22 protein-coding genes, 1 tRNA gene and 2 riboswitches are annotated in these 22,171 nt (G+C 55.0%); of the genes, 13 read left to right on the top strand and 10 right to left on the bottom strand.

Annotation, left to right across the window (positions count from 1 at the left end; all coding sequences use genetic code 11):
• The first annotated feature begins 41 nt into the window (after nucleotides 1–41).
• The 5 genes from KO486_RS09960 (at nucleotide 42) to KO486_RS16535 (ending at nucleotide 6,940) form a co-directional block, all read left to right on the top strand.
• Nucleotides 42–1,817, top strand: a complete 1,776-nt coding sequence (locus tag KO486_RS09960; protein ID WP_216037077.1) for an ATP-binding protein — start codon at nucleotides 42–44, stop codon at nucleotides 1,815–1,817.
• Entirely contained in the window at nucleotides 1,814–3,052 is a 1,239-nt protein-coding gene (locus KO486_RS09955) for a sigma-54 dependent transcriptional regulator (protein WP_216037076.1), read from the top strand. The genes KO486_RS09960 and KO486_RS09955 overlap by 4 nt, the downstream gene beginning before the upstream one ends.
• A 215-nt stretch (nucleotides 3,053–3,267) precedes the next feature.
• Complete coding sequence (locus tag KO486_RS09950) at nucleotides 3,268–4,278, top strand: DctP family TRAP transporter solute-binding subunit (protein ID WP_216037075.1); 1,011 nt, start codon at nucleotides 3,268–3,270, stop codon at nucleotides 4,276–4,278.
• A gap of 110 nt (nucleotides 4,279–4,388) precedes the next feature.
• Nucleotides 4,389–5,126: a TRAP transporter small permease gene (locus tag KO486_RS09945; protein WP_216037074.1), complete on the top strand. Its 738-nt coding sequence runs from the start codon at nucleotides 4,389–4,391 to the stop codon at nucleotides 5,124–5,126.
• A gap of 2 nt (nucleotides 5,127–5,128) precedes the next feature.
• Nucleotides 5,129–6,940: a TRAP transporter large permease subunit gene (locus KO486_RS16535; RefSeq protein ID WP_216037073.1), complete on the top strand. Its 1,812-nt coding sequence runs from the start codon at nucleotides 5,129–5,131 to the stop codon at nucleotides 6,938–6,940.
• A gap of 123 nt (nucleotides 6,941–7,063) precedes the next feature.
• Here the strand turns inward: KO486_RS16535 and tpiA are convergent, their stop codons facing one another.
• Nucleotides 7,064–7,795 carry a triose-phosphate isomerase gene (gene tpiA, locus KO486_RS09935; protein ID WP_216037072.1) on the bottom strand — a complete coding sequence of 244 codons (732 nt, stop codon included), beginning with the start codon at nucleotides 7,793–7,795 and terminating at the stop codon, nucleotides 7,064–7,066.
• Nucleotides 7,796–7,860: 65 nt separating this feature from the next.
• Here tpiA and KO486_RS09930 point away from each other — a divergent pair, with 65 nt between their 5' ends.
• Nucleotides 7,861–8,772 (top strand): 2-oxoglutarate and iron-dependent oxygenase domain-containing protein, encoded by a 912-nt coding sequence (locus KO486_RS09930; RefSeq protein WP_303435558.1) that lies wholly within the window; start codon nucleotides 7,861–7,863, stop codon nucleotides 8,770–8,772.
• Nucleotides 8,773–8,775: 3 nt separating this feature from the next.
• On the opposite strand, the gene KO486_RS09925 is transcribed toward KO486_RS09930, so the two are convergent.
• The 6 genes from KO486_RS09925 to KO486_RS09900 form a co-directional block, all read right to left on the bottom strand.
• Complete coding sequence (locus tag KO486_RS09925) at nucleotides 8,776–9,102, bottom strand: TfoX/Sxy family protein (RefSeq protein WP_216037070.1); 327 nt, start codon at nucleotides 9,100–9,102, stop codon at nucleotides 8,776–8,778.
• Between the two features lie 4 nt (nucleotides 9,103–9,106).
• Entirely contained in the window at nucleotides 9,107–9,472 is a 366-nt protein-coding gene (locus tag KO486_RS09920; protein WP_216037069.1) for an iron-sulfur cluster assembly accessory protein, read from the bottom strand.
• Nucleotides 9,473–9,517: 45 nt separating this feature from the next.
• Nucleotides 9,518–10,216: a DUF3307 domain-containing protein gene (locus KO486_RS09915; protein ID WP_252734640.1), complete on the bottom strand. Its 699-nt coding sequence runs from the start codon at nucleotides 10,214–10,216 to the stop codon at nucleotides 9,518–9,520.
• A complete protein-coding gene (locus KO486_RS09910) occupies nucleotides 10,209–10,853 on the bottom strand; it encodes a hypothetical protein (RefSeq protein ID WP_216037068.1) in 645 nt (214 codons plus the stop codon). The genes KO486_RS09915 and KO486_RS09910 overlap by 8 nt, the downstream gene beginning before the upstream one ends.
• A 113-nt stretch (nucleotides 10,854–10,966) precedes the next feature.
• Complete coding sequence (locus tag KO486_RS09905) at nucleotides 10,967–11,341, bottom strand: SUF system Fe-S cluster assembly protein (protein WP_216037067.1); 375 nt, start codon at nucleotides 11,339–11,341, stop codon at nucleotides 10,967–10,969.
• Nucleotides 11,342–11,557: 216 nt separating this feature from the next.
• Nucleotides 11,558–12,217 (bottom strand): DVUA0089 family protein, encoded by a 660-nt coding sequence (locus KO486_RS09900; RefSeq protein ID WP_216037558.1) that lies wholly within the window; start codon nucleotides 12,215–12,217, stop codon nucleotides 11,558–11,560.
• 178 nt (nucleotides 12,218–12,395) lie between these two features.
• Between KO486_RS09900 and tgt the strand changes: the two genes are divergently transcribed.
• The 4 genes from tgt to lon all read left to right on the top strand — a co-directional run bounded on the left by tgt (nucleotide 12,396) and on the right by lon (nucleotide 17,876).
• On the top strand, nucleotides 12,396–13,526 hold the full coding sequence (tgt, locus tag KO486_RS09895) for a tRNA guanosine(34) transglycosylase Tgt (RefSeq protein WP_216037066.1): 1,131 nt from the start codon (nucleotides 12,396–12,398) through the stop codon (nucleotides 13,524–13,526).
• Nucleotides 13,523–14,071: a hypothetical protein gene (locus KO486_RS09890; RefSeq protein ID WP_216037065.1), complete on the top strand. Its 549-nt coding sequence runs from the start codon at nucleotides 13,523–13,525 to the stop codon at nucleotides 14,069–14,071. Before tgt ends, KO486_RS09890 begins: the two co-directional genes overlap by 4 nt.
• Before the next feature lie 282 nt (nucleotides 14,072–14,353).
• On the top strand, nucleotides 14,354–15,184 hold the full coding sequence (locus tag KO486_RS09885; protein ID WP_216037064.1) for a class I SAM-dependent methyltransferase: 831 nt from the start codon (nucleotides 14,354–14,356) through the stop codon (nucleotides 15,182–15,184).
• A 280-nt stretch (nucleotides 15,185–15,464) separates the two neighbouring features.
• The gene (gene lon, locus KO486_RS09880) at nucleotides 15,465–17,876 is read left to right on the top strand and encodes an endopeptidase La (RefSeq protein WP_216037063.1); all 2,412 of its coding nucleotides are present in this window, start codon (nucleotides 15,465–15,467) and stop codon (nucleotides 17,874–17,876) included.
• 77 nt (nucleotides 17,877–17,953) lie between these two features.
• On the opposite strand, the gene KO486_RS09875 is transcribed toward lon, so the two are convergent.
• On the bottom strand, nucleotides 17,954–18,145 hold the full coding sequence (locus KO486_RS09875) for a hypothetical protein (protein ID WP_216037062.1): 192 nt from the start codon (nucleotides 18,143–18,145) through the stop codon (nucleotides 17,954–17,956).
• Between the two features lie 191 nt (nucleotides 18,146–18,336).
• Between KO486_RS09875 and KO486_RS09870 the strand changes: the two genes are divergently transcribed.
• Nucleotides 18,337–18,762, top strand: a complete 426-nt coding sequence (locus tag KO486_RS09870; protein ID WP_216037061.1) for an HU family DNA-binding protein — start codon at nucleotides 18,337–18,339, stop codon at nucleotides 18,760–18,762.
• Between the two features lie 58 nt (nucleotides 18,763–18,820).
• On the opposite strand, the gene KO486_RS09865 is transcribed toward KO486_RS09870, so the two are convergent.
• Entirely contained in the window at nucleotides 18,821–20,068 is a 1,248-nt protein-coding gene (locus KO486_RS09865; RefSeq protein WP_216037060.1) for a D-amino acid dehydrogenase, read from the bottom strand.
• A gap of 52 nt (nucleotides 20,069–20,120) precedes the next feature.
• A riboswitch (glycine riboswitch) is annotated at nucleotides 20,121–20,223 on the bottom strand.
• Nucleotide 20,224: 1 nt separating this feature from the next.
• A riboswitch (glycine riboswitch) is annotated at nucleotides 20,225–20,313 on the bottom strand.
• Nucleotides 20,314–20,406: 93 nt separating this feature from the next.
• Between KO486_RS09865 and KO486_RS09860 the strand changes: the two genes are divergently transcribed.
• Nucleotides 20,407–20,967, top strand: coding sequence for a histidine phosphatase family protein (locus KO486_RS09860; RefSeq protein ID WP_216037059.1), 561 nt, complete (start codon nucleotides 20,407–20,409; stop codon nucleotides 20,965–20,967).
• A gap of 41 nt (nucleotides 20,968–21,008) precedes the next feature.
• Nucleotides 21,009–21,084 (top strand) — tRNA-Val (locus tag KO486_RS09855).
• A 65-nt stretch (nucleotides 21,085–21,149) separates the two neighbouring features.
• Here the strand turns inward: KO486_RS09855 and KO486_RS09850 are convergent.
• Entirely contained in the window at nucleotides 21,150–21,917 is a 768-nt protein-coding gene (locus KO486_RS09850) for a polysaccharide deacetylase family protein (RefSeq protein ID WP_216037058.1), read from the bottom strand.
• Nucleotides 21,918–22,171 lie beyond the last annotated feature (254 nt).

The following is a 22,171-nucleotide window of genomic DNA, read 5'->3' as shown; positions in this document are numbered from 1 at the left end:
GCCACTGGTCAATGCAAGCGCAGCTTCGTAAATTGACCGCTATGTTGAACGCATTGCAAACACGCATCGTCGCGATCGCGATCTTTTTGACGGCGGTTGCCGGATTTTCAGCCGTTGTGGGTGTGCTTGGCTATATGTCCGCACTTGACCAGCTGGAACAGCGGGGCCAGTCCGATCTGGCTTTGGCGTCTGACCGCCTAACGGGGGAGCTGCAACGCTACCGTGAGCTCGCGGTTTTGATGGCGGATCATCCAGTGGTTGCTGCGACCGTCATGGGCAATGCGGATGGTGCGGCTGATCTGTTGCGCCGCACCGCTGACAAAACAGGGAGCTTGGATATTCTGGTCGTGTCGGGGGACGGGCGCGAGTTGTCATCCGCCACAGACGGGGACCCTACAAACCACGCCTATTTGCCCTATTTTGAACGGGCTAAAGACGGGGCGATGGGCGTCTATCATCTAGTGCATGATCGCTACGATCAACGGACATTCTTATTTGCGGCGCCTGTCTTCTCAGACGCGGGTCCTGTTTTAGGGGCGGTCGTGGTTGTCGTGAATGTGGACGCGGTTGAAGCTGTCTGGCGGGGCGCCAACCCAACGGTGTTCTTTACAGACGATCTTGGGGTGACGTTTATTTCCAACCGCTCTGAACTTGTTTTCTCAGCGCGTGATGTAGACGTCGTTCCGCAGACAACGTCCGCCGAGTATTCTTCAGATATTTTGAAGCCGTTCATGACCCACAGCGTGAGCGAATGGACGGGTCTACCTTTGTGGTCCGTGCAGGATCAGCCCTATGTTCCTGAAACTGCGCTCCATCTTTCACTCCCTTTGCCGGTGATCCAGATGACCGGTGAGGCGTTGTTGAACGTTGCGCCAGCCCGCACGCTTGCGTCACTTCAGGCGGGGGTTGCGGCTGCGATTTGCCTTGCGTTCGGAGCAATGCTGTTTCTTGCAACCGAACGCCGCCGCACTTTGGCTGAGGCCAACGCCCAGCTTGAAGGGGCCGTGGCCGAGCGAACCGTTGAGCTGTCCGACATTAACGCGCAGTTGCGACAAGAAGTGAGCGAACGCATCGCCACAGAGGCGCAGCTGACCAAAGCGCAAAGCGACCTTGTGCAGGCGGGAAAACTCAGCGCGTTGGGCGAAATGTCAGCGGGGATTAGCCATGAGCTGAACCAGCCATTGATGGCTATTCGTAGCTATGCAGAGAACGCCGAGGCGTTTTTGGAACGCGGAAAAACCGACGTCGCTGGGCAAAATCTGGGCCGCATCGCGGAACTGTCGCGCCGTATGGGGCGCATTATCCGCAACCTGCGGGCCTTTGCGAAACAAGAAAGCGAAGGGCTGACAGACGTTGACCTTGGAGGCGTTATTTCCGCAGTGTTGGAAATTACCGAAGCGCGCACCAAGGCCAGCAATGTCACGGTTGAATGGGTTCCGCCCGCGAGGCCCATCATCGTGCGCGGCGGCGAAGTGCGTTTGCAGCAAGTTGTTCTCAACTTGGTCAGCAACGCCATGGATGCCATGGAAGGGCAATCACAGCCCCAGCGCATTGAGATCGACATCGACACGGTAGACGGACGGGTTGAACTATACGTCCGCGATTCCGGCCCTGGGTTGGATGAGCCGGACCGAATTTTTGACCCGTTCTATTCAACCAAACAAGTTAGTCAGGATGGCATGGGTCTAGGGCTGTCCATTTCCTACGGGCTGGTGCAAAGTTTTGGCGGTATGATCCGCGGGCGAAACCATCCGCGTGGCGGGGCTGTGTTTACGGTTACGCTTGATCCAAGCAAGAACGCCGAGAGGGCCGCATGAACCAACATGTTTTGATCGTGGATGATGAACGTGATGTCCGCGAAGCGCTGGGGCAGACCATTGAGCTGGCTGATCTTGTTCCCGTGCGGGCTGGCTCGTTTGTTGAGGCGAAGGACCATATCACCCCGAGTTTTGACGGGGTCATCATCACTGATATTCGGATGCCGGGGCGTGACGGGTTTCATTTGCTGGATTACGTGCGCCAGATCGATCCAGACCTGCCAGTGATCCTGCTGACAGGCGAAGGCGATATACCCATGGCCGTCAAAGCCATGTCGGACGGGGCTTATGGCTTTCTTGAGAAACCCTGCGGGGCCAAGGAGCTGCTGGCGGTGGTGCAAAAGGCGATCCACGCGCGGTCACTGGTGATCGAAAACCGCCGTCTTAAGGTGGAGCTGAACCAAGGGGATGCGGCGGCGCGTATGTTGGTCGGGGTGTCTCAGGCGGCATCCGATTTGCGAAATAGTGCACGCACGGTCGCGCGCGCCAGTGCAGAAGTGTTGATTACGGGTGAACCGGGGACAGGCACACCCAAGATTGCCGAGGTTATTCACCTGTTGTCTGGCGCATCTAACCGACCATTTGTGAAACGACCAGCGGCGCAACTGTCGGCGGACGCGCTCTTGGCAGCTATCGAAGAGGCGGAATCGGGGACGCTTTATCTGGATGAGGTCACCGCACTTGCGCCCGCCGTGCAGTTTGCATTGCTGGAAATGCTTGAATCCGGAAGCACGGTGCGCGTTCTTGCTGGCACAACACGAGACATCCAAGATGAAGTCGGGCAGGGACGGTTTAGCACGGATCTGTTTTACCGCCTCGACCTGATGCGGGTCCACATTCCGGCATTGCGCGATCGGCCAGAAGATATTCCTGTCCTGTTCCGTCATTACGTTGGGCTTGCCTGTGAACAGGCAAACCTACCAGTGCCCGAGATCAATCAAGGGGTCATCGCGGGTTTGATGGCGCAAGATTGGCCGGGCAACGCGCGTGGTTTGATGAACGCTGCGATGCGGTTCTCTATGGGGATGGGAGAAGATGCAGTTTCAACCGGCGGGGATCAACAGATAGGGCTGGCAGAACAATTGGCACAGGTTGAACGGTCTCTTTTGATTGAGGCGTTGCAGCGGGCTGGAGGGCGATCTGGCGAAGCGGCTGGCGCGCTTAAACTGCCGCGCAAGACATTCTACGACAAACTGGCACGTCACGGCATCAAGCCCGAGTCCTATCGCAACTAACATGTGTGGAAATCCGCACAGTTGGCGGTAACATACATGTGACATGTCGCCCTCGCGGGGGTGGGGTAAGGCTGGGTTTCTAATTTTTGTGTTATAAACCAATAGCTTTCATGAATTTTGGGAAACTTGGTTTGGTGTGGGCGAAAAATCACCTCTTATACCGACGTGGTCCACCCGGGAGGGGTGAACCGATTCAATTTTATGGGAGGAAACCAATGAAGTTTCTCATGAACGCAGTATCAGTTGCTGCTTTGACATTGACTGCTGGTGTAGCATCTGCGGACACTGCAGGCTGTGACGAAGGCGAAATCGTTGTAAAATTCAGCCACGTTACAAACACAGACCGCCACCCTAAGGGTATCGCGGCAACCCTGTTGCAGGAACGCGTAAACGCCGAAATGGACGGCGTGATGTGCATGGAAGTTTTCCCACAGTCTTCGCTTTATAACGATGACCAAGTTCTTGAAGCGATGCTTCAGGGCGATGTTCAGCTTGCGGCACCTTCGTTGTCCAAGTTCGAAGCCTTCACACGTCAGTTCCGTATCTTCGATCTGCCTTTCATGTTCACAAACATCGAAGCAGTTGATGCGTTCCAAGCATCTGATGCGGGTCAGGCAATGCTCGATTCCATGCAGCGTCGTGGTCTTCAGGGTCTTGGCTACTGGCACAATGGCATGAAGCAGATGTCTGCAAACGTTCCATTGGCTTTGCCAACAGACGCTGATGGCCTCAAGTTCCGCGTTCAGAACTCTGACGTTCTGGTTGCGCAGATGGAAGCGATGGGCGCATCCCCACAGCCAATGGCGTTTTCCGAAGTTTACGGCGCGCTGCAAACTGGTGTTGTGGACGGTCAGGAAAACACATGGTCCAACGTTTGGGGCCAGAAGTTCTTTGAAGTTCAGGACGGCGTGACAGAAACCAACCACGGCATCATCGACTACCTTGTCGTGACATCCGTTGATTGGCTGGACGGCCTTGAGCCAGAAGTCCGTGACCAGTTCCTGACAATTCTTGGCGAAGTGACTGAAACACGTAACGCCGAAGCGTTTGCAGTGAACGAAGCAGCCAAGGCGTCTATCCTTGAAGCTGGCGGCACAATCCTTGAGCTGACAGATGAGCAGCGTGCGGCATGGGTTGAAACCATGCGTCCTGTTTGGGACCAGTTCGTTGACGATGTAGGTCAAGAAAACATCGACGCAGCGCAAGCAATCAACGCAGCACTGTAAGGGATGAGGTGGCGCGCGTTCCGTAAAGGAACGACGCCCCACCCACCATCCCACGCAATTGGGCCGGCTACGTTCGTGGCCGGCCCTTTCTAAAATATGAGGGGGACAACATGTCCGGTGCATTTCAGCCCAAGGGGCGTTTGGGTGCTATTGTTCACAACATCGAAGAAAGCTTGATCGCGGTATTGCTGGGGTTGATGACCCTTGTGACGTTTATCAATGTTGTGATGCGCTATGGCTTTAACAGCCAGTTGATTTGGGGGCTTGAGGTCACACTCATCCTGTTTGCTTGGTTGGTTTTGTTTGGCATTGCTTATGGGTTCAAGGTCGTTAGCCATTTGGGTGTTGATGCGGTCATAAATCTCGCGAGCCCATCGGGTAAGAAGATCCTTGGGATCATCGCAGCGGCGGCTTGTATCCTTTATGCGGCATTGCTGTTGAAAGGCGCTTGGGATTACTGGGCACCGTTCGCGGGGCTTGATGCGACGACAGGTCGGGTTATTCCAGGCATCGTGGCAGCCGACGAGGGCTCTGGTTTCTTTGGCCTGACGTTTGCGGATGGTATCTTTGCCAATTCACGCGATCAGGGCTGGTATGAAACCGACCACGTGCCAATTCCGTTTGCCCAAACGTGGCTTGAGAACACGTTCAATCTTGGGGAGCCTTATGAAAAGCTCCCTCGTTTTATTCCCTACGCTATGTTGCCGTTTGCCGTTGGCTTGATGCTGTATCGGTTGGTTCAACTGATGGTGCGTCTTGTGCGCGGTGAGATCGATTCACTGATCGTCAGCCACGAAGCCGAGGATGCTGTTGAAGACGCAGGCGCAAGCCTGTCTGAGGAGACTTAATCATGGATGTCGCAATTCTTTTCGGCATGGTCATTGCCTTGCTGGCAATTGGCGTGCCCATCGCGGTGGCGTTGGGGCTTTCGTCCACACTTTTCTTGTTGGCGTTTTCTGACAGCTCTTTGGCGTCGATTGCGCAAAGCATGTATCAGGCGATGGCGGGGCACTACACGCTTTTGGCGATCCCGTTCTTCATTCTTGCGTCGTCGTTCATGTCGACGGGTGGGGTGGCGCGCCGCATCATCGAGTTCGCCATTGCCGTCATTGGCCATGTGCGCGGCGGTTTGGCCATTGCAGGCGTTTTGGCTTGTATGTTGTTTGCTGCGCTGTCTGGATCATCCCCAGCGACCGTTGTCGCGGTCGGGTCGATCGTGATCGCGGGGATGGTTAAGTCCGGTTATTCCAAAGACTTCGCCGCGGGCGTTATCTGTAACGCGGGTACGCTGGGGATCTTGATCCCGCCGTCCATCGTTATGGTTGTTTATGCGTCGGCCACGGATGTATCTGTGGGCCGGATGTTCCTTGCAGGCGTTATTCCGGGTCTGTTGGCTGGTATCATGTTGATGGTGACGATCTATGTCATCGCCCGCATAAAGAACTTGCCAAAGGGTGAATGGCTGGGCTTTGAGCAAGTGTTCTCGACGATCCTCGATGCGTCATGGGGCCTGTTCTTGATGGTCGTTATTCTTGGCGGCATCTACGGTGGTGTCTTCACGCCAACCGAAGCGGCCGCAATTGCATCTATATATGCTTTTATCGTTTCGATCTTTATCTACCGCGATATGGGGCCGCTTAAGGGTAAGTCATGGTTGCCGGAGGGTGAGGCAGACCTTGGTCTGCTTGGCCTGCGGGTGTGGGGCTTTACGCTGGTGACGTTCATCCTTTATGCGATTGGGTGTTTCATGTTCGGGGCACCGATGTGGATCGCATTCGCGGCCGCTGGTGCATTCTTTGTCGTCGCATTGGTTTTGGCATTGCTGATGTCCAAGGCGGTTCCTGCGGGGCAGGGCATGAAGCTTGCGTTTATTGCGGTTGCACTATTGGGCGTGGTCCCGATGATCTATGCGATCTTCAAGGTTATCGCGTCTGATGCGACGGTGTTGTTTGCGCTTATCCAATCCCTTGGTGCGGTGTTTATTCTGCTTCTTCCTCCTGCGGTATTTACGTTCTCACTGGTGCGCGGTGCGCAGCGGTTGGATCATGCAGGCGGCAGTTTTGGCCAGTCGATGATTGTTGGTGGGCGTAACCTTGTGCGTGCGAACGTCGAGAACGTGATTTATGCGATCCCGTCGCTGTTTCACCGTGATACGAAGGCGACCCTGCTTGAGGCGGGTAAGCTGACGATCATGCTGATGTTCATCATCGCCAACGCTTTGATCCTGAAGCACGTTTTGACCGATGAGCAAATTCCACAGCACATCACTGAGGCTATGTTGGCCGCAGGGCTGGGGCCGATTACGTTCCTGATTATCGTGAACATCATCCTGTTGATCGGTGGTCAGTTTATGGAGCCATCAGGCTTGATCGTGATCGTTGCACCGCTGGTGTTTCCGATTGCAATTCAGCTTGGGATTGATCCGATCCACTTGGGCATCATCATGGTGGTGAACATGGAAATCGGGATGATCACGCCGCCTGTTGGTTTGAACCTGTTCGTGACATCTGGCGTCGCCAATATGTCCATGATGCGGGTTGTGCGCGCGGCGTTGCCATTCTTGGCGGTGTTGTTCGTGTTCTTGATCATGGTGACCTACATTCCGTGGCTGTCCACGATGTTGCCAACGGCCTACATGGGTCCTGAGATCATCACCAACTGATCCGAAGGTGCGCTTCCGCGCGCCCTTGATCCTGAAAACTGAAAAGCGACGCCCTATGGTTAGGGCGTCGCTTTTTGTTTTGGTCGGAGCCTCCGGCGGAGGTATTTGGGAAACAAAGGTAGACTAGGCCTTTTCAAGGGCCGTGATGATTGGCGAAAAGTCGGTCGCCTTGAGGGACGCGCCCCCGACAAGGGCGCCGTCCACGTTGGCCAGTGCAAAGATTTCATCCGCGTTTGAGGCTTTGACCGAGCCGCCATAGAGAAGACGCATGGCGCTGCCTTCGGCCCCAAAGCGTGTTTCAAGGTGGGTACGAAGGGCTGCGTGAACCGCGCCGATTTCGTCGGCTGTCGGTGTTAGGCCCGTGCCGATGGCCCAAATCGGTTCGTAGGCGATCGTGGTGGTTTTAGCCGTCGCCTCGTCTGGAATGGATTGATCCATCTGTGCGCGTAGAATGTCGAGCGTTTTACCTGCACGATACTGAGCTTCGCTTTCGCCGATACAGATGATGACATGCAGGCCTGCATCCCAGCCAGCAGTGGCTTTTGAAGCGATTAATGCGTCGTCCTCATTGTGGTCGGTGCGACGTTCCGAGTGGCCGGTAATGACGTAGGTTGCGCCAGTGTCCGCGATCATCGTCGCTGAAATGTCTCCTGTATATGCGCCCGATGAGGAAGGGTGGCAATCTTCTCCACCGATGCTGAGGCCCGTATCGGCCATCCGGCTCAAAAGCGTTGCGGGACCACAGATCACCACATCAACAGATGCATCGCCATGTTGATCCGCCAAGGTGTTCAGTTGCGGCAGGTCCGCACTGGTGCCGTTCATTTTCCAATTTCCTGCAACAAGTTTGCGCATCTCACTCTCCCCATTCTGTTTGTCATGATGTAGCAAGCCGCAAGCAAAGACGAAAGGGCCGGCCCGTGACAGAGACATCAATCCCCAGAATAGACGCAGAAGCATTTCTTGCCGGAGATTTGGCGGTGATCGAAGAGGTCCGCGTGGCCGCAAAGGAAATTGGGTTTTTGACGTTGTACAACACGCCAATTCCGACCACTGATATTGCCGAGGTTTTTGCGACCTATGCGGCGTTCTTCAAGCAGCCAGCGGCGCAAAAAGAAGCGGTCAACATGGCGAACACGGGGTCCAACCGCGGGTGGGGCGCTGCTGGATCAGAACAGGTCGATCCGGATGCGAATCCTGATTATAAACAAGTGTTTGATTGCGGGTTTGAGGTTAAGGGGTCCGATCTTCCTAGTTATGCGCCGAATTTGTGGCCTGAAGAACCGGCAGAGTTCAAGATCATCATTGAGAACTACTACGCCCGTGCGTTGGCATTTGCAGGTGATCTTTTGGCGGCGCTTGCTGGCGCAATTGGCGAAGACGCGGGTTACTTCAAAGAACAGTTCGATCAGCCCATGGCTTTGCTGCGCGGGAATTATTACCCACCACGGCCGGCTGATGCTGGCGCAAAGGACTTCGGGATCGCAACACACACGGATTACGGCTGCCTGACGCTTTTGGCGATGGATGGCACACCAGGTCTTGAGGTGCGCAAACGGGGCGGGGGCTGGTATCCTGTGTCTGCACCTGTCGGTGAATTCGTGATCAACTTCGGCGAGATGTTAGAAATGTGGACCCAAAAGCGCGTTGTCGCCACACCGCACCGCGTGATTGGTGGAACGCAGGAACGCCTATCTATCCCACTGTTCTTCAACCCGAATGCCGATACCAACGTCGCGCCGACTGGATCGGGAGAGGTCATTCGTGCGGTTGATCATTTGCAAAAGCGTTTCGATGAAACCTACCTGCATTTGCAAGATGACGACGACTAAACGTTAAAGAAACGCCAGCGCGCGGCGTGCAAGATCGCAGGCTTCTTCGGGGTCATCGAGTGCGCTGTCTGGCAGTTTCCAATAGGGCATCGCCGTTGGTTTCGCTGCGCCGTCGCGCTGATAGGTCCAACGGGTCAGGCCCATGGCATCAAGTTCGTCTTTGAACGCGCCGTCACCTTTGATCATGACGCCGAAATCCGAATGCACGATCGCAAAGATGGTGCCCTCAGAATAGAGACACAACCCACCCATCATTTTGCGGGTTGTTAGGGGGCCAAGGCCCAAGAAAAGATCCGTCGCAAATTGGATGTCTTCCTCGGAAACGGCCATGTTGTTATCCGTTTTGAGCGAGGCTGTCGTCGAACTTGATCGATTCACCGCAGCCGCATGCTTCGGAGACATTGGGGTTTTTGAATTTGAAACCCGCTTCGAGAAGGCTGACTTCGTAATCAATCTCTGTGCCGAACAGGAACATTTGCGCCATGGGGGCGATCATAACGCGCGCGCCTTCTTGTTCGACAACTTCGTCGAGTGGATCAACGTCGCTGACGTATTCCATGGTGTATTCCATGCCAGCACAGCCGCCCTTTTTGACGCCAATGCGCAGTCCCTGCGTGCCGTCTTTGGCCATAAGTTTGGCGATCTGTGTGGCGGCTTTGTCAGTTATTGTGACAGCCTGTTTTCCGGGAATGCCAAACATGCGCGGTCTCCTTTGGGTGTAATCTAGGGTGCGAGGCGCGCTATCTCAAGAGGGGGAAAGCAGGGTGAGGGCGTATTGCGTGAGCAAGGCCGCGACAATGGCCCAGCCAAACGAGGCCAATGTGCCGATAATAACATATTCTGCCGTGCGTTGATCGCGTGACGCGGTGCCAAATCGTAATACGGATTTGGCCCCGACAAGAAAGCCCACGCCAAGGGGCAAGCCGGTGAGGATGAACACGAAGATCAGGCCACGTTCCAGCAGGCCAATTTGGCGTCCGCCATCGCGCAACCCGTTGTTGCGGATGCGCATGCTGTGCGGTTTCATCAACAAAGCAACGGCGTGTTGCCCGGCGATAAGAGACACGATGGCTCCGGTTGCGAGGATCATCGCGGGCAGGGCCTGCGGGTAGGCGGCCCATTGGCCCGTTGCCCAGAGATCAGGCGCATAGCAGGCCACCGCTGCTAATGTGGCGATATGGGCGGCTTGATCGACGGCAAAGGCCGTTATGCCGCGGAAATTTCCGTAGGTTTTAATGCAGTCTATGGCGATGTGAGCGGCGGCGAGGACCAGTAGTTCCGGCGCTGCAAGCTGGCCTGTAGCGGCTTGGGCGGTGACCAGCACGAGAGCGGCGTGCAAGGCGAGTGTCGCGGGGTGGCGTTTGGTGTCGACCATGCGTTTCGTCTGGAATACGAAATCCGCAAGAACATGGGCAAAGATCAGGGCGGTGACGGTCTCAATCATGTGTCAATTCCCGTTCCTGTGAGTGAAGCGCCATTATGAAGGCATCGCGCCCTGCCGCGTCGAGCGATTTTGCTATGGTTTGTCGCGACTTACCGAAAATCTCCGCCAATTCAGTGTAAGGCATATCTTCATTCTGTGGCGAGAGGACAACGCGCATGAGTTCGGCTTGTGTCGGTGTCCAAGACTGAGAGATGTGGTCGGCTAGGATTAGGGTCGCATTCTCAGTCCTAGCCTCTCTATAGTCCATGCGAATTGATGGGTTCGAGGCCTTTATCAACTCAAGTGCAGCGCCAGACAGTGTGAAGACTGCTCCAGTCATCTTGTTGAGATCGGTCTTGATCACGTCAGGTGACGTGCCTTCTGCCAGACCTATATACGTATCGAATTCGCCGCCCAAGCTGCGCAGCGCTGCGCGAAACATGAGGGCTGCGCGGATCGCCAATTTTGGTTTTTCAACAACAGCTTGCCAGCCGTCCCCGCGATGTCGGGTGAAGCGCAGGGGTGATCCGGTCCAGCTTTCCATCCCCTTGGCGGCGGTTTCCAGTGCGGCCATTGCCTGCTCGACCTTTTCGGGGCCAAGGGTGACGGACCCGACGAGGTCACCGGTCAATACTGTAATGCGTCTATCGCTGTTCATGCACCCATTATAGGGTGCGAACCGTAAAAAGCAACTTAAATGGATTGCATATGGATTTCGCAACCTTAAATGGTTGCATATGGGTTTCGCAGCCCAAAGGGTCTACGCCCCTCCTACATAAAGCCGAGTTCCAGCCGTGCCTCATCAGACATCATTTCCATGCCCCATTGGGGTTCCCAGACGAGTTCAACGTCAACCGTTTTCACACCTGCCAGCGGTTCAATCGCTTCCGCGACCCAACCTGGCATTTCGCCCGCTACAGGACAGCCCGGCGCGGTAAGGGACATGAGAACCTTAACTTCGTTCTCGTCATTGATCTGGATCGTATAAATCAAGCCAAGATCTTGAATGTTTACAGGGATTTCAGGGTCATAGACCGTGCGACATGCTTCGACGATGTTGTCATAAAGCGGGTGATCCGTGCTTGACGGCTGGATCAGCGGTGTGCCTTCCATCGGGTCGGACTGAGGCGCGGTTTGATCGGTCATTTGGTTGGTTCCTGTAATTCCTGACAGAACATATAGGGATTAGGTTTGGCCTCGTAAAGGAGGGCAGATGAGACCAAAGATGTGTTTCGTACAAAATACTCAGACACATCATCCGTTTTGAGCAAAAGCTGACCGCGCTTCAAGCTGGCCCCATAAAAAAAAGAGGGGCAACATGATTGTTGCCCCTCAAGCTTAACATAGGTTCGTTTGCGATACTCAGACGCGGTTCTTGCGACGGCGAAGCGCCGCGAAAGCACCGATGCCCGCAAGCATCAACGGCATACCCGCCGGAAGCGGTACAACGTTGGGCGTCGGATCGACTACGATGATCGCATCATCAACGCCGGAGATGTCAAAGGCGAAGGCGCCGGTGCGATTTGTATCGCTCACATCACAGAAGATAGCGTTGGAACATGATGCGATACCCGCAGTGAAGTTCTCGTTTCCGGCACCATCATAGAAGAAACCGTCCGACAAATTACCACCAGCATTAAAGTTATCGTACTGCGAAACGGCGACAGAATATGTGCCGGCGGCGAGGGCAAAAACATCTAGGTTTACATCGTACGTATTCCCAGTGATTGGGTCAGGCGTCGTATTTGAGCTGTCATCCTGAGAGTTGATCAAGCCCCCTGTGCTGTTGAAAAGTGTCAAGATCGGATCGAAGCCACCGGCTGCAACCACATTTCCGTCTGCTTGCGTTCCGCCACCGTACGAAAAGCTGCGTAGATTGATGTCAGAAAGCGCACCAACTTGGAACTCGAAAATCACGACGTCGTTGTCATTCACAAACTCGCCAGAAAACGAAAACGTCGCTGCGTGTGCGGCACTTGCCATAAGGGCGGTCGCCGCGATCGTCGATAAAAATTTCTTCATTTAAGCATCCCTAGAATTAAAAATATTAAGTGATATTAATGTGACGTTAACCTTACGGCAAGTTATCGTCAACTTATTGTAGCCGATGCGTCCTACGCGAAACGGATTGTTTCCAATGGCTTTATAATCCTGCGCGGACTGCTTGTGTCGCTATGAAACGCACGGTATCGCATGCCCTATGACTGATACGTTTTCATTCCAGTTGAACAAGACTGATGGTGCAGCGCGGACCGGTGTGATGAAGACACCACGCGGTGATATTCGCACGCCTGCGTTTATGCCTGTGGGCACTGCTGCGACCGTAAAGGCGATGATGCCTGAAAGTGTGCGCGAAACCGGGGCCGACATTCTGCTTGGCAATACCTATCACTTGATGCTGCGTCCAACGGCGGAACGAATTGCCAAGCTGGGTGGATTGCACAAGTTCATGAACTGGGAACGCCCAATCCTGACGGACAGCGGGGGGTTTCAAGTGATGAGCCTATCTGGAATGCGCAAGCTGACAGAAGAAGGTGTTGTGTTTCAAAGCCACTATGACGGATCCAAACACAACCTGACGCCTGAACGGTCCATGGAAATTCAAAAGCTTCTCGGCTCTGATATTGTGATGTGCTTTGATGAATGCCCGGCACTCCCTGCTGATCGTAAACGCCTTGAAGACAGCATGCAGATGTCGATGCGGTGGGCGAAGCGTTCAAAGGATGCCTTTGGGGATCGTCTGGGTCATGCGCTGTTCGGTATTCAGCAAGGCGGGCTTGAGGAAGATCTGCGCAGGCAATCGGCAGACGCGCTGCAAGAGATCGGGTTTGATGGATACGCGGTTGGCGGCCTTGCTGTCGGCGAGGGGCAGGAGGCGATGTTTGACACGCTTGAATTCGCGCCGAGCCAGTTACCCGTTGATAAGCCGCGTTATTTGATGGGCGTCGGTAAACCTGATGACATCGTTGGCGCCGTAAAGCGCGGCATTGATATGATGGACTGCGTGCTGCCATCCCGTTCTGGGCGCACTGGCCAAGTGTTTACCCGCCACGGTGTCGTGAACATCAAGAACGCACGCCATGCGGATGATCCGCGCCCCTTGGATGAGAATTGCCGTTGTCCGGCCTGTTCGAACTATTCACGCGCTTATTTGCATCATGTGTTCCGCTCTCAGGAAATGATTTCCGGGATGTTGCTAACCTGGCATAACCTTACATATTTTCAGGATATTATGCAGGGCATGCGCGACGCCATCAGTGCGGGAACCTTTGCTGCGTGGGAGTCCGATTTTCATGCGGGCCGCGCGCAGGGCGACATTGCCCCGCTATGAGATACGTCGCCTCATTTTTGATTTGTCTAACGGGCACGGCGCAGGCCGAAAGCATGTGCGGTTGGGACGAACCGACCGAAATTCGCGCCGCCCTTGCGGGGGATTGGATTTACAAAGGGGCGGGGTCTTTCGTCACGGCGTCACTGGATGACCAAGGCGAGATCGACGGGGCTGCCAACATTACAGAGGCAGGCGACGTCGCGGTCGATGAAATCACTTATACCCTGATGCCGCTGCTTCGCCCTGAATTGGGGGATGTGGTTTATGATGTGGATCAGGTCGATGACCTGCTGGAAACCGTAGAGGCAGAGTGGATCGCGGATGCAGTGTCGATGACACCCTGCGGCCCCGACGACCTACCACAACTGAGCGCGACCTATCAGATCACCGAAGCGCTCAATGGCCAACTGACGGTGCTGCCTTATGCCACTGATCAAGTTGTCTTGATGCTTGAGGCGGAATGGCGCGGGGATTGGGGGCTCGCGTTTGTTACCATAGCCGCGCTTTTGACGCCCAGCGAAGAGCTGCTCCCCGAAAGCGATTAATAAGAGATGGCGGGGAAATGCGCGAAATACAGCGATCAGGGCCTAAAAATGTCCGAAATTACACAATTGACACGGTTATCCCCAAATTTGACTAATTACTGCCTTGCAGCAACTACGACACACAGGCGACGTGTCGTGAACATCTTGACCCGGCATGAGATTGGCGCGGGCACCTTCTGCGCAGGAGGGGGACGTACCAAGCAAGTCGCCCGTAAAGGGGTATTGAACCGTTGTAAGCCGGAATTGCACAAGATATGCCGGTTCGGGATAAAGGATCTTGGTATGTGGGAAAACTCTATGTTGCGGTTGGCTGTTCGCCGTGTCGGTGCCGAGGCGCGTATGATGCTGCGTGGATTAAAACCGCGACAAGCTCCGAAATCGTTGTCTACATCGCGCGATGATGCCGCGAGCGAACCTGTTACCATCGCCGTTTCTGACGCGCTTCCGGGGTGGTTGTTGCCGCAGGCGGCTCGTGTGTCATATCGTTTGATGCATGAGATTCCCGCTGGTCCAGCGGTTGAAATCGGCGTGTTTCGCGGCAAATACCTTGCGGTGATCCGTGGCGCGATGGGCCGTAGCAGCCGCATCGTCGGATATGATTTGTTCACACGTGCGCAGGCCCCGTTGGTTGAGCGGGATCTGCAAGAAGGCTTCGGTGACGGGGAAGTCGCGCTTTACCGTATGGATAGCACGCGTTTGACGCCCGAACGTGTCCTGAGTGACTGTGGCGCAGCGCCCGTTTTCATTTCCGTAGATGGCAGCCACGATGGTGATCCCGTCCTTAGCGACATGCGTCTGTGCGACAAGGTTCTGCACCCCAAAGGCATTGTGGCGATGGATGATTTCTTGAATCCGTTGGCCTTGGGCGTGAACGAGGCTGTCGGTCGGTTCATGACGCAGAAGCAAGGAGATTTGGTGCCATTCCTATATGTGTCCAACAAGTTGTTCATGTGCCGTGCGGCCGCGTTCGATGAAATGCGGGCTGTGGCCCTGGAAATCCTGAATGCGCGGCTGATCGATCCGTTGTTTGACTACTTTGCGCGAACGTCCGCAGCAGGAGAAGATCTGGATCGCGAGTTCTATGGGTATAAAGTCCTGATCGGCAGCCCGTAACGCCGACCGCTGGGGGAGGGCGGTTAACGATCGGCCTGACGGGCCATTTAACGGGTATTTCTGTCAAAACCTTAAAAGAACAGCGAATTTTGCCCAGTTATCCCCAATTTTGACAGATTGCTGCCTTGCAGCGACCACGCCACACAGGCACAGTGTCGTGAACCTGAAACGGAGTTGGTTGAAAGCGGGCAAAAGACCCCCACATCTATAAGCCAAGACCGGAGATCGGTGCGTTGCCTACCAATAGGGACCGCTGATCTTGCCAACAAAGGAAAAGAGCATGCAAGAACCATTGAGTTCATCCTATCCCGTCCTGCCATTGCGCGACATCGTTGTGTTTCCACACATGATCGTGCCGCTTTTCGTGGGCCGTGAAAAGTCCGTCAGCGCGTTGGAAGAAGTCATGCAGGACGACAAGCAAATCTTGCTGTCCAGCCAGATTGATCCAGCGATAGATGACCCAGACCAGAACGGAATTTACAAAGCAGGTGTGCTGGCCAATGTGCTACAACTGTTAAAATTGCCCGACGGCACCGTTAAAGTGTTGGTCGAAGGCATTGCGCGTGTGCGCATCACTGAATTCCATGAGAATGCGAATTATTTCGAGGCGTCGGCAGAATACCTGACCGAGATGCCCGGTGACATGACCACAATCGAGGCCCTGACCCGTTCTGTGTCCAAAGAATTCACCCGCTATTCCAAAGTGAAAAAGAACGTTCCCGAAGAAGCCCTGTCTGCGGTATCTGAGGCGACAGAGCCTGCGAAGCTGGCGGATTTGGTTGCTGGTCACCTCGGGATTGAGGTCGAGCAGCGTCAGGAATTGCTTGAGACGCTGTCCATTTCTGAACGTTTGGAAAAGGTCTATGGCCTGATGCAGGGCGAAATGTCCGTTCTGCAGGTCGAGAAAAAGATCAAAACGCGCGTTAAGACCCAGATGGAACGCACCCAGCGCGAATACTATTTGAATGAGCAAATGAAGGCCATTCAGAAGGAACTTGGCGACGGAGAAGAGGGCGAGGGCGAAATGGCCGAGCTTGAGGCCAAGATCGCTGAAACCAAACTGTCCAAAGAAGCGCAGGAAAAGGTCGACGGTGAGCTTAAAAAGCTCAAGAACATGTCGCCGATGTCCGCCGAAGCGACTGTCGTGCGCAACTACCTAGACTGGATCTTGTCCATTCCGTGGAACAAGAAATCCCGCACCAAAAAGGACCTTGGCAAAGCCGAGGCGATTTTGGACGGCGATCACTACGGCCTTGAAAAGGTTAAAGAACGCATCGTTGAATACCTTGCCGTGCAGCAGCGCAGCCAAAAGCTAAAGGGGCCAATCATGTGCCTCGTCGGTCCTCCGGGTGTGGGTAAGACGTCGCTTGGTAAATCTGTGGCCAAGGCGACGGGACGTGAATTTATTCGTATTTCCCTTGGCGGCGTGCGTGATGAATCTGAAATCCGTGGCCACCGCCGGACGTATATCGGCTCTATGCCGGGTAAGATCATTCAGGCGTTGAAAAAGGCGAAAACCACAAACCCGCTTATCTTGCTCGATGAGATCGACAAGATGGGTCAGGATTTCCGTGGCGACCCTGCATCCGCGATGCTTGAGGTGCTTGATCCAGAACAGAACGGCACATTCGTGGATCACTACTTGGAAGTCGAATACGATCTGTCCAACGTGATGTTTCTGACGACAAGCAACTCCTACAACATGCCGGGCCCATTGCTGGACCGGATGGAGATCATCCCGTTGTCTGGTTACACCGAGGACGAAAAACGCGAAATCGCAAAGCAGCACTTGCTGGATAAAGTGATGAAAAATCATGGCCTTAAGGCTAAGGAATTCACACTTGAGGATTCTGCGCTGACGTCCATGATCCGTTATTACACCCGCGAAGCCGGTGTGCGGAACCTTGAGCGTGAGATCGCAAAGGTCGCCCGTAAAGCAGTGACAAAGCTGGTGAAGAAAGAAGCTGAGACGATTGTCGTCAACGAGGACAACATCGAAGAGTTCTTGGGTGTCAAAAAGCACCGCTTTGGTCTTGCCGAAGAGAGCGATCAGGTCGGTGTTGTCACAGGCTTGGCCTATACGTCAGTGGGGGGCGAATTGCTCAACATCGAAGCACTGCGTCTGCCAGGTAAAGGCCGGATGAAGACCACAGGTAAGCTTGGCGATGTGATGAAGGAATCCATCGACGCCGCAAGCAGCTATGTGCGTTCGATTTCACCGCAGATCGGGGTGAAACCGCCTGCGTTTGATAAGTTGGACATCCACGTTCACGTGCCTGACGGAGCTACGCCAAAGGATGGTCCATCTGCCGGTCTGGCGATGGTCACTGCGATCGTTTCTGTTCTGACAAAGATCCCAGTGCGCAAAGACATCGCCATGACGGGTGAAGTGACCTTGCGTGGCAATGCGTCTGCGATTGGTGGTCTGAAAGAGAAACTTTTGGCGGCCTTGCGGGGCGGCATCAAAACGGTTCTTATCCCAGAAGAGAACGTCAAAGATTTGGCCGACATTCCGGACAATGTGAAAGAAGGACTGGAGATTATTCCCGTCACGCACGTCACAGAAGTCTTGGAGCATGCGCTTGTTTCATCGCCTAAGGCGGTTGAGTGGGACCAAGAGGCCGAGGATGCAGCCGCAGCTGAAGCCGCCTTGCGCGCGCGTGATGGCGGGGCAGGGGCGACGGCTCACTAGCCTCTTAAAAATGTAAAAACAATAAGGGCGCCTGAGAGACCTCAGGCGCCCTTATTGTAAGAAATGACTGGCGCAGCTTAGTTGGCAGACGCCACCGCAACCAGAGCTACGAAAACCATTAGCGGTACAAGGCCAGCACTGCTGGACGAGGTTTCGGCTTCCTGAACGATGATGTGTGGCTCCATCACAGGTTCGCCCATACCGCCGGCAGTGGCAGTCAGTGTTGTTGTTGCAGACAGAAGTGCTGCGATTGCAAAAATCTTAGTCATAGTAACATCCCCATTTAAAACGCCTTATTTGTCTTGGTTTTGGCGGATGGGGTCAAGCGACATTGGGGTGTTGGGCGCGGCAAACGCGCCGCAAGGGCCACTTTTTGCAAGAATCCCCATGGGAATAATAACATTTTCAGGTTATTGTTTCTCAAAGGGCCACAATCAAGTGGCTTTGATCGGAGAGAGCAATGGCCACCCGCAGCACAAAAACCACGACGCCAAAGGCAAAAACAACAACAAAAACTGCCGCCGCGACGACGAAAACGACAACCACAGCCGCGGCTAAAGCTGCCCCTGCGCCCGCCACAAAGGCAACGATTGTTGAATCCGTAACGCCAGTCGTGACCGCGACCCCGATCAAAAAGCCCGAGCTGATTGACCGTGTGATGGCTGAAACTGGAATGAAAAAGAAAGACGTCAAGCCTGTGGTTGAGGCGATGTTGACCGTCTTGGGCCGCACCTTGGCTGACGGTGAAGAATTAACAGTGCCGCCTCTTGGCAAGGTTATGATCAAGCGCGTCAAAGACGTAGCCAATGCAAAGATCATGACCCTGAAGGTGCGCCAACCTAAAGGCGACAATGGCCCCTCAAAAGCGCCTGTCGCCGCTGAATAAACTCGCAGCTGGTCAGCGAGGAGACGGCACGTGGGGGAAACCTCACGTGCCGTTTTAATTAGCTCAGGTCTGCGCCGACAGAATTGCTTTGCGACGCTTGCAGCACGGCATCTGCGGCAAGTTCTGCGGTCGCGGCTGACAGAGTGAACCCAAGGTGCCCGTGGCCTGTGTTGTAAAACACACCGGGTGTTTTGCCGGCTCCGACGCGGGGCATCATGTTTGGCATCATCGGGCGCAACCCAGCCCACGGCACCGCATGTTCGGTGCTGACGTCTGGAAATAGATTTTCAACCCATTTCACCAAAGGTTCGATCCGATCGTTGCGGATATCTTTGTTATAGCCGTTAAATTCAGCCGTTCCCGCCACGCGAAACCGATCGGGCCCAAGGCGCGATGTGACGATTTTGGCTTTGTCATCCAACAGGGATACCCAAGGGGCCGCTGCGCGGCTGTCGTCATCGTCCATCTGGACTGTGATTGAATAGCCTTTGACGGGATAGATGTTCACGCGGTCCCCAACTTGTGCCGCCAGATCGCGGCTTTGGACACCAGCACAGATGACAACCCCGTCAAAGTGGTCGGACCCTTTGCCATCCTTGTCATGCCACCCCACGTCTACACCAGGATTGCGCGCGGTGAGGGTGTCCACTCCGCAGCCGTAATGGAACGCCGCGCCACGCTTTTCACAAGCTTCGGCGAGGCCCTTAGCATAGGCGTGAATGTCGCCGGTGAAATCGGTTTCGGTGTAGTAGCCGCCGTACAAATTGCCCTGCAACGCGGGCTCGAGCGTTTTCATTTCCTCGGGCGTGACCGCATGGCGTTCCAACCCGCCTTCCTTAAGCAGCGCGTTGACCTTGGCAGCACCATCAAAGTCTGGCTTGCAGTCGTAAACATGTAAGATACCACGCTTTTCCAACGCAAAATCAAAACCTTCTGTCGCGGCGTGGGAGATGAAATGTTCACGTGCCATGATCGCAAGGCGCACAGTTTCGATCGTGTTTTTGCGGTAGTTAGGGATGTTGGACATGAATTCCGCCATCCAAGAATACTTGTGCCAGCTTGGTTTCGGGTTCACCAACAAGGGCGCGCCGCGCTGTGTCATCCACTTGATCCCTTTGAGGATCGTAGACCATTGGGTCCAGACTTCGGCGTTGGAGGCGCTCAACTGCCCGCCATTGGCAAACGACGTCTCCATCGCGGCATAGCGGTTCTTGTCATACACGGTGACGTCAAAGCCCCGGTTGATTAGGGCATAGGCTGTGGTGATTCCGGTGATGCCAGCACCGATTACGGCAATCTTATTCATGAGTTAGGTCCCCTCAGACGTTCAAATAGGCCAGCAAAAGCCAGCGATGAACCCATCTGTCAGGGAACCTGAGAGTTTCGCCGCATGCCCATTAGGGCGCAGATCGCGACTTCTCCTTCGGTGGGCAGCAATATGTGCCGCCGCTCTCCAGATTGCTATTCACCCGCGGTCCGTGTGCCTGAGAGTTTCCGGGTCGTTGCTCCTTCGGCGCTGGGTCAAGGCCCAGACTCTCCCGCGGGCGAGAGATGCATTTCTTCTATCGGGCTATTTGGTTTTCTAATCAATGATTCTATCGGGCAGGGCTTTTGATCTTTGCGCGTGCGAGATAGGCACTGCACATGACTTATCCAGACTTATATATCCTTCGCCACGGTGAAACCGAATGGAACGCAGAAAACCGCATGCAGGGGTGGCTGAATTCCCCTTTGACGGCCAAAGGGCAGAGAGATGCGGCGCGCCAAGGCGAAATCCTACGCGGTCTTGATCTGGAAGGATTCGCATTTTGGTCCAGCCCATCGGGGCGTGCCTTCCAAACGGCGGGGCTTGCCTGTGGGGTTTTAGCAGAATCGATTCATACAGACATCAGATTGCGCGAAATTGGCGTCGGCGAGTGGTCAGGCCGCTTGCGGAATGATTTGCCGATGCCGGACGGGCCGGATCCTGAATTGGCCCAATACGAGATGGCCCCAGGAGGGGAAGGGTTTGCCGCCGTAACGGCCCGTGCGGCTGCGTTTTTAGCCGATCTTAAAGGGCCTGCGGTCTTGATCACCCATGGAATCACCAGCCGTGCGATCCGCAGTATTGTCGCCGGAGAACACGCCTTGGCCAACCCGTCGATCCACGGCGGGCAGGGCTGTGTTTATCATTTAAAAGACGGTGTGCAAAAATTGCTAACATGAGGCTTGCACCCCGCGAAGAGGGGCGCTAAACGCTGCTCATCGGGTCGTTAGCTCAGTTGGTAGAGCGCTTCGTTTACACCGAAGATGTCGGGAGTTCGAGCCTCTCACGACCCACCATTCCCCCCGATTGCCAAACAGAGTTCCGCCTCCGGGACACCGGTTCGCGATGGCGTCCTGTGGTGTTAGCCCGATTCCGTAACCATGCGGAAATTTCGCGACTGCCACAGGGGCCAGCCGAGAATTTGGCTTACGGTTACAAAGTGCAACCCGCGCGCTGTCAGCCCGTCTAGCGTTTGCGGCATGGCGTCAACGGTCCCGCGGTGAATGTCATGGCTGAGGATGATTCCACCTTGCTGCGTGTGGCTGAGGATTCGGTTTGCAACGACGTTCGACCCCGGGCGACGCCAATCTTGCGGGTCCACGGACCACAGGATCGTCGGAAGGCTGCGCGTGTCATGAAGCAATGTGCGTTGGCGCCGCGTGAAAGCCCCGTAGGGCGGGCGGAACGTCACGGGGGGACGACCTGTGACTTGAAAAATCGCGTTGGTGGTTTGATCGATCTCTAGGATCGCCGATCGGTCGCTATAATTGTTCAAAAACGGGTGCGACCAACTGTGGTTGCCGATCTCATGGCCTTCTTCGGCGATCCGGCGGGCGATCTGGGGATATTGAACAACCCGATTCCCGATGAGGTAGAAGGTCGCGCGAAGGCCACGTTCGCGCAGCATGTCCAGTAAACGCGGCGTATGGGTCGGGTGGGGCCCGTCATCAAACGTCATTGCAACAACTGGGGAAGGGGTCCGCACGGCCGTAATAGTGGCAGCATCTGACAGCACCAGATCATCAGGAAGCCGGATCAGGGGGCGCGCAGACGCGCGAGACCCCGCCAATGTGGCGGCACCAAAGCCAAGACCGGCCGCCAATGCATGGCGCCGCGACAGATTAACCATAAGACCCTCCCCAGGGTGTAGATAGCGAGCATCAATAGGATTGCGGGGATTCTGCAGTGAAATCAAAGGGTTTTTGAATTATTTGTACCCACGTTGCGGTCTGAAACCCTTGTCCTACTGCATGTTGTAGCCACGCCATTGCGAAAAGCTGCAAATCACTGTTGCTTGTGGCTTGACGGGGTAGGCTGTCACACCTAGAAGCACCTCACGTTGATGCAAATCAGCGGACAGTGGGCGGTTGTAGCTCAGTTGGT

The sequence above is a fragment of the Octadecabacter sp. B2R22 genome (assembly GCF_018861045.1).
Lineage (GTDB): Bacteria > Pseudomonadota > Alphaproteobacteria > Rhodobacterales > Rhodobacteraceae > Octadecabacter.
Note: the sequence above shows the minus strand (reverse complement) of the source record. Positions and strands in the feature narration are given on the sequence as shown.